Annotated in this window: 6 protein-coding genes; 3 read left to right on the forward strand and 3 right to left on the reverse strand. The window is 70.9% G+C overall.

Annotated features, from left to right (window positions below):
• Nucleotides 1-35 precede the first annotated feature (35 nt).
• The 3 genes from FNH08_RS40460 to FNH08_RS40470 all read left to right on the forward strand — a co-directional run bounded on the left by FNH08_RS40460 (nt 36) and on the right by FNH08_RS40470 (nt 3,390).
• Nucleotides 36-1,091: a glycosyltransferase family 2 protein gene (locus tag FNH08_RS40460; protein WP_322726258.1), complete on the forward strand. Its 1,056-nt coding sequence runs from the start codon at nt 36-38 to the stop codon at nt 1,089-1,091.
• Nucleotides 1,088-2,269, forward strand: a complete 1,182-nt coding sequence (locus tag FNH08_RS40465; RefSeq protein WP_152776512.1) for an endonuclease/exonuclease/phosphatase family protein — start codon at nt 1,088-1,090, stop codon at nt 2,267-2,269. Before FNH08_RS40460 ends, FNH08_RS40465 begins: the two co-directional genes overlap by 4 nt.
• A 170-nt stretch (nt 2,270-2,439) precedes the next feature.
• Nucleotides 2,440-3,390: an aldo/keto reductase gene (locus FNH08_RS40470; RefSeq protein WP_152776513.1), complete on the forward strand. Its 951-nt coding sequence runs from the start codon at nt 2,440-2,442 to the stop codon at nt 3,388-3,390.
• 110 nt (nt 3,391-3,500) lie between these two features.
• Here the strand turns inward: FNH08_RS40470 and FNH08_RS40475 are convergent, their stop codons facing one another.
• The 3 genes from FNH08_RS40475 to FNH08_RS40485 all read right to left on the reverse strand — a co-directional run.
• Nucleotides 3,501-4,928 carry a GH1 family beta-glucosidase gene (locus FNH08_RS40475; protein WP_194238792.1) on the reverse strand — a complete coding sequence of 476 codons (1,428 nt, stop codon included), beginning with the start codon at nt 4,926-4,928 and terminating at the stop codon, nt 3,501-3,503.
• 116 nt (nt 4,929-5,044) lie between these two features.
• Nucleotides 5,045-5,953 carry a carbohydrate ABC transporter permease gene (locus tag FNH08_RS40480; protein WP_322726259.1) on the reverse strand — a complete coding sequence of 303 codons (909 nt, stop codon included), beginning with the start codon at nt 5,951-5,953 and terminating at the stop codon, nt 5,045-5,047.
• A gap of 12 nt (nt 5,954-5,965) precedes the next feature.
• On the reverse strand, nt 5,966-6,952 hold a 987-nt coding region (locus tag FNH08_RS40485; protein ID WP_152776514.1), incomplete at its 5' end, for a carbohydrate ABC transporter permease.

Genomic DNA, 6,952 nt, shown 5'->3' on the forward strand with positions numbered 1-6,952 from the left:
ACCCACCACCCGTCGCGCCCTCCAGGAGGCCCCCCGTGCCCCGACCCCTCGTGTCGGTCGTCATCCCCAACTACAACTACGGCAACTCGATCGGTCTCTGCGTCGACGCCGCTCTCCAGCAGACGTACACCCCGCTGGAAGTGATCGTGGTCGACGACCACAGCACCGACGACTCCCTTCGGACCGCCCGCAGCCGGGACGTGACCGTGCTGCAGACACCCCGCAACAGCGGTGTCGCCGTGGCCCGCAACACGGGCGCGGCCGCCGCCCGCGGCGAGATCCTGTTCTTCGTCGACTCGGACGTGGCCCTGCGCCCCGACGCCGTGGAGAAGGCCGTCGAGGAACTGCTCGCCCACCCCGAGTACGGCGCGGTGTGCGGCATCTACGAGGACGAGCCGCTGATCCGGGACAGCGTCGTCGAGGAGTGCCGGGTCCTCCAGGCCTACTGCTGGCGGATGGACTCGCTCGGCACGGTCAGCTTTCTGTTCTCCTCGCTGACCGCGATCCCGCGCCGCGTCTTCCAGGAGATCGGCCCGTTCAACCCGCGGCTGCGGCAGACCGAGGAGGTCGACTACGGCCAGCGGATGTCCGAGCGCTATCAGATCAGGGTCACCCCGGACGTCCTCGGACGGCATGACGACGACGACAGGCTGCTGCCCCTGCTGCGCAAGCTGTTCCGCCGCGCCCGGCTGAGGGTCCCCCTGTTCGCCCGGCGCCGGCGCTTCGCCAAGGGGTTCGAGACCGCGTCCCGGTCGATGGGCGCGGTGGCCGCGCTCGGCGCGGTCGCCACCCTGCCGCTCGGCCTCCTCGGCCCCGGGTGGCTGGCGGTGCCGGTGGCCCTGGCCGGCCTGTCGGTCGCCGGCGACCTGCCGATGTACCGCTACGTCCGCGACCGCCGCGGCTGGCGCTTCCTCACCGTGTTCACCTCGGTGGCCTTCGCCACGAACGTCGCCATCTCGGCGGGCATCGCGGTGGGCGGCGTCCACTGGCTGGTGTCCGGCCGCTTCCGCCGGCTGTACGAGTCCCAGTGGCCGACCGCCGGGGAGCGGACCCTGAAGACGCCGGAGCAGAGGCCCGGGATGACGGCATGAGCACACCGCTCGCGAAGGACACGCCGCCCGGGAAGGAGGAGATCCGGGCGGCCGGGGCGGCCTCCGGGGCGGCCCCCGCCCCGGTGCCGCCCCGGCCGCGGGGCCTGAGGGCGGCCCGGCTGCTCACCGCCGCCCTCGCCCTGTGGGCGGCGTTCCTGACGTCGTTCCTCGTCCTCACCGGTGGGCACTGGTGGTGGAGACCGCTGGAACTGCTGCCTCCCCTGACGTTCGCGGTCGTCCCGCTGCTCCTGCTGGCGCTCGCCCCGCTGGCACGCCCCGCCCGCCTCCGGCTGGCCGCCGCCGCGCTGTGCTGCCTGCTGCTCGGCCTGCCCCTGACGGGACTGAACGTCCACGCGCTGCCCGGTCTCGGCGGCGGGTCGGCCGTACCTCAGGGGGCGGTCCGGGTGTTCTCCTGGAACACCGAGTACTGGAGCGACGGCGGCGACCCGGACGAGTTCTACGCCTACCTGAAGGCGCAGCGGGCCGACGTCTACCTGCTGCAGGAGCACGTCTCGTGGGACGTCGCCGGCCACCGCCCGATCCGCGCCGACCATGTGGCCGAACTCCGCGAGCGCTTCCCCGGGTTCCATGTGGCGGCCGTCGGGGAGATCCTGACCATGTCCCGGTACCCGATCGAGGACTGGCGAGGTCTGGACAACTGGCCCCACCTGTCCGACCCGGACATCGGCGGGCCGCCCGACGGACGGTTCCCGGACTACTACCGCTACAAGGTGCTGCGGACCGACCTGCGGATCGACGGACGCACGACGACGTTCTACAACATCCACGTCCCGGTGCAGCTCGACATCTCGATGGACCCCTCCTCGGCGGAGTTCACCGCCTTCATGCGGGCCCAGGAGGTCCGGCGGCAGGCGACCTACCGGGCCCTGGAGAAGGACCTCGGCGAGAACCGCTTGCCCGTGGTGGTCGCGGGCGACATGAACGGCACCGCGGCCATGGGCGAAGTACGCGGCCTCGGCACCCGGCTGCGGGACGCCCTGCCCGCCAACGACCAGCTGTACCCCACCTCGTGGCCCGCGGGCGGACCGGCGCTCTGGCGGCTCGACTGGGCCTTCACCAGCGATCCGGTGAAGGTCCACACCTACCGGATGGTGGACAGCCGCGGCATGTCCGACCACCGTGCGCAGGCCCTCACCCTGACGCTCCCCGCCGACTGAGAGCACCCGGCAGGGGCGCCCGCCGGACGACTGCCCGTCCGAAGCGGCCAGATCGTTTCGCGAGCGTCCCGGCCGGCCACCGCTTCTCCTACGGTGTCAGCGGCGTCCACTCGTGTCAGACGCGGGCGGACCCCTTCCGCGACCCCACCACGTACGAGCTCGGAGGAACGATGCGACAGCGATCCCTGGACGGCGGCGGCACGACGGTCAGCAGGCTGTGCCTGGGCGCCATGCCCTTCGGTACCACCGTGGACGAGAAGACCTCGTTAGCCATCCTCGACCGGTTCGTGGAGGCCGGCGGGACCACCATCGACACCGCCAACTGCTACTCGTTCTGGGTCCCCGGCGGCAGCGGCGGCGAGAGCGAGACGGTGCTGGGCCGCTGGCTGCAGGACCGGGGCGGCCGTGACCGCCTGACCATCGCGTCCAAGGTCGGTTCCGGCCCCGGACCGGACGGGCAGGCCGAGGGGCTCGCGCCCGCGGTGATCCGGGAGCAGCTGGAAGGCACCCTGCGCAGACTGGGCACCGACCACGTGGACATCTACTACGCGCACCGCGAGGACCGGACCACACCCGACGAGGACACCCTCGCCGCCTTCCACCGGGCCGTGACCGACGGCAAGGCCCGGTCGCTGGGCGCGAGCAACCACGCCGCCTGGCGGCTGGCCGAGACCCGGTCCCTGGCCGAGCGGCACGGCTGGACCCCGTACACCGTCGTCCAGCAGCGCTACTCCTACCTCCAGCCCCGGCCGAAGACCACGCTGCCCGAGGGCGGCCACGTCCACGCGAGCGACGAGCTGCTGGACTACGTGCGCGGCCACGGGCTGACCATGTTCGCGTACACCACCCTGCTCTTCGGCGCCTACGGGCGCCCCGAGAGGCCGCTGCCGGAGCACTACCTCCACCCCGGCACCGAGCGACGGCTCCAGGCCCTCGCCAAGGTGGCCGACGAACTGGGCGTGACCCCGATCCAGGTGGTCCTGGCCTGGCTGACCGGCGGTGAGCCCGCCGTCGTGCCGATCATCGGCGTCAGCTCGGTGGCCCAGCTCGACGAATGCCTCGCGGCCGCCGACCTGGAGCTGCCCGGGGAACTGCGCCAGGTCCTCGACGAGGCCGCCTGACGAACGCCGCGCGGGGACGCGACCGTAAGGGGTCCTGAAGGACCCCTACGACACGGCCGCGTCCCCGCACCGGTGCCCGGCCCCCCGACCGGGCCCGAAGGACGCCCCGGTCAGACCCCTTCGACCGGCGGCAGCGTCCCGGTCCGCGCCACCTCGCTGTACCAGCGCGCACTCGACTTCGGTGTCCGCTCCAGCGTGGCGTAGTCGACGTACACCATGCCGAACCGCTTCTCGTAGCCGTACGACCACTCGAAGTTGTCCATCAGGGACCACTGGTAGTAGCCGCGGACGTCCGCGCCGTCGGAGATGGCGCGGCGGACCGCCGACAGATGGCCGTGCAGGTAGGCGATCCGCTCCGGGTCGTGGACGCGGCCGTCCGGGTCGGGCTTGTCGTCGTAGGCCGCGCCGTTCTCGGTGATGTACAGCGGCAGGCCCGGCGCCTCACGCGTGTACCGCATGAGCAGGTCGTGCAGGCCCGTCGCGTCGATCGACCAGCCCATCTGCGTCTGCTCGCCGGGCGGCTGGTGGAACATCACGTCGTCCGCGCCCGGCCAGGGGGAGTACGCGCTCGCCCCGTGCCCGTCCGCGCGCGAGCCGCCGGCCGCGGCGTCCGCCGCCGACACCAGCGCCGGTGTGTAGTAGTTCAGCCCCAGCGCGTCCAGCGGCTGGTTGATCAGCACCAGGTCGCCCTCCGCGACACACGACCAGTCCGTGATCTCCTCCGTCGCCTTCAGCAGCGACTCGGGGTACGTGCCGTGCAGCATCGGGCCGTGGAAGACGCCGTTGGCCAGGTCGTCGATCTTGCGGGCCGCCGCCAGGTCCGCCGGGTCCTGCGACACGGTCCGTACCGTCGAGGAGTTGAGGCTCACCGCGATCGAGTTGCGGGCCGGCATCACCGACCGCAGGGCCGACGTGCCCAGGCCGTGGGCCAGGTTCAGGTGGTGGGCGGCCTTCAGGGACGCCTCGGGGTCCGTACGGCCCGGGGCGTGCACGCCGGAGGCGTAGCCCAGGAACGCGGTGCACCAGGGCTCGTTGAGCGTCATCCAGTGCTCCACGCGGTCGCCGAGCGCCTCGCCGACCAGCTGCGCGTACTCGGCGAACCGGTACGCCGTGTCGCGCTCCGGCCAGCCGCCCGCGTCCTCCAGCTCCTGGGGGAGGTCCCAGTGATAGAGGGTGACGGCCGGTTTGATGCCCTTGGACAGCAGCTCGTCGGCCAGCCGGCGGTAGAAGTCCAGGCCGACCTGGACGGCCGGGCCGCGGCCCGTCGGCTGCACCCGCGACCAGGAGATGGAGAAGCGGTAGGCGTCCAGGCCCAGCTCCGCCATCAGCGCCACATCCTCGGGATAGCGGCGGTAGTGGTCGACAGCGATGTCACCGTGGTCGCCGTCGACCGTCTTGCCCGGCGTATGACTGAAGGTGTCCCAGATCGACGGGGTGCGACCGCCCTCCCGCACCGCCCCCTCGATCTGGTACGCGGAGGTCGACGCGCCCCACAGGAAGGTGGAGGGAAAGGTCACCGGCGTCATGGGTTCAGGCATGGAAGCGCTCCCATCGGTGGTCGTCCAGACCGTTGGAGGAAAGGGGGAGGAAGGCCGGGGTGAGGCGACGGTGACCCGCCCCGGCAGCAGGAGGACTCAAGCGGGCTGACCCGCCGTCAGCCCTTGACGGCACCCTGCATGATGCCACCCACGATCTGCCTGCCGAAGATCGCGAAGACGAGCAGCAGCGGCAGCGTGCCCAGCAGCGCACCGGCCATGATCAGGGACTGGTCGGGGGTGTAGCCGCGGCCCAGGCCGGCGATCGCGACCTGCACGGTCGGGTCGCCCATCTGGGTCAGTACGAGGAACGGCCACAGGAAGTCGTTCCAGGTCTGTACGAACATCAGCATGCCCAGCACGGCCATCGCGGGCCGCGCGGCCGGGAAGACCACGTGCCACACCACCCGCCAACTGCTCGCGCCGTCCACGCGGGCCGCCTCGATGATCTCGTCCGGCAGCGCCTGGATCAGGTACTGGCGCATGAAGAACACGCCGAACGCGCTCACCAGCGAGGGGAAGATCACCGCCTGCAACTGGTCGGTCCAGTCCAGCTTGGCGACCATCATGTACAGCGGGATCACGCTGAGCTGGGGCGGCACCATCATCGTGCCGATCACGATCAGCATCAGGGCGTTACGGCCCTTGAAGCGCAGCTTGGCGAAGGCGAACCCGGCGATCGTCGACAGGACGACTATGGTCACCGCCGAGATGCCGGCCACGATCGTGGTGTTGAGGAACGCCTCGCCGAGGTTGGCCTCCTTCCAGGCCACCTCCAGCTTGTCGAAGAGGCCCGAACCGAACCACAACGGCGGCGGGGACTGCGCCAGCCGGTTGTTGTCCCGGGAGGCGGCGATCGCCGTCCACACCAGCGGGAACAGCGAGCCGACGGTGAACAGGGCCAGGATCACGTACGCGATCGGCCCGGCGTGCAGCTGCCCGCCCGCCCGCGCGGACTTGGGGCCCCGGGTGCGCTTCGGCGGTGCGGGCACCGCGTCGGCCGGGGGTTTCGTCACAGTCGTCGTCACGGCCGGAACTCCTTAATGACTGGCGCGCAGCCGGCGCGAGATGACGTAGTTGACGATCCCGACCACTATGAGGATCAGGAACATCGTCCAGGCGATCGCCGAGGCACGCCCCAGGTGCTGGTTCACCCAGCCCTGCTCGTACAGGTACAGGCCCAGCGTCTGGAACTGGTGCTCGGCGCCGCCGGAGGCACCCTTGGTCGCGTCGAACAGCAGCGGCTCACCGAAGACCTGGCTGGCCCCGATCGTCGACACGACACACGTGAACAGGATCGTCGGCCGCAGCGACGGCAGCGTCACATGGAAGAACTGCTGCCAGCGGCTCGCCCCGTCCAGGGCCGCCGACTCGTACAGGTCCTGAGGGATGGCCTGCATCGCCGCCAGGTAGATCAGCGCGTTGTAGCCGGTCCAGCGCCAGATGATGATCGTCGAGACGGCGATCTGCGACGGCCACTTGTCGTTCTGCCAGTCGATGTTGTCGATGCCGACCTGGCCCAGGATCCAGTTGATCATTCCGTAGTCGCGGCCGAACAGCAGCGCGAACACCAGCGCGGCGGCGGCGATCGAGGTCGCGTACGGAGCGAGCATCATGACCCGGTAGAAGGTCGAGGCGCGCAGCTTGTAGTTGAGGATGTGGGCGATACCCATCGCCATCAGCAGCTGCGGAACGGTGGAGATGATGCCGATGGTGAGGGTGTTCTTCGCCGCGTTCCAGAAGAAGTCGTCGTCGAAGATCCGGGTGTAGTTGCGCAGCCCCACCCAGCTCATGTCGGTGGGCGAGGTCAGCTCCACCTGGTGCAGCGAGGCCCAGCCCGTGTAGAGCAGCGGGAACAGGCCGAACGCCACGAACAGCAGGAAGAACGGCGACACGAAGGCGTACGGGCTCCAGCGCACGTCCCGCTGCCAGCGGCGGGACAGCCGGTCCCGCTTCCTCACCGCGTCCGCGTCCGCTGCCACGGCGTCGGGGTGCGGGCGGGCCGGGGCCGCGCCCCCCTCCTTGCC

The organism is Streptomyces spongiae, from assembly GCF_009377185.1.
Classification (GTDB): Bacteria; Actinomycetota; Actinomycetes; order Streptomycetales; family Streptomycetaceae; genus Streptomyces; species Streptomyces spongiae.

What these genes read in the sequence shown, in the direction of transcription:
- FNH08_RS40475 (WP_194238792.1), bottom strand. Translation starts at nt 4,928, where the DNA reads ATGCCTGAACCCATGACGCCGGTGACCTTTCCCTCCACCTTCCTGTGG.
- FNH08_RS40465 (WP_152776512.1), top strand. Translation starts at nt 1,088, where the DNA reads ATGAGCACACCGCTCGCGAAGGACACGCCGCCCGGGAAGGAGGAGATC.
- FNH08_RS40470 (WP_152776513.1), top strand. Translation starts at nt 2,440, where the DNA reads ATGCGACAGCGATCCCTGGACGGCGGCGGCACGACGGTCAGCAGGCTG.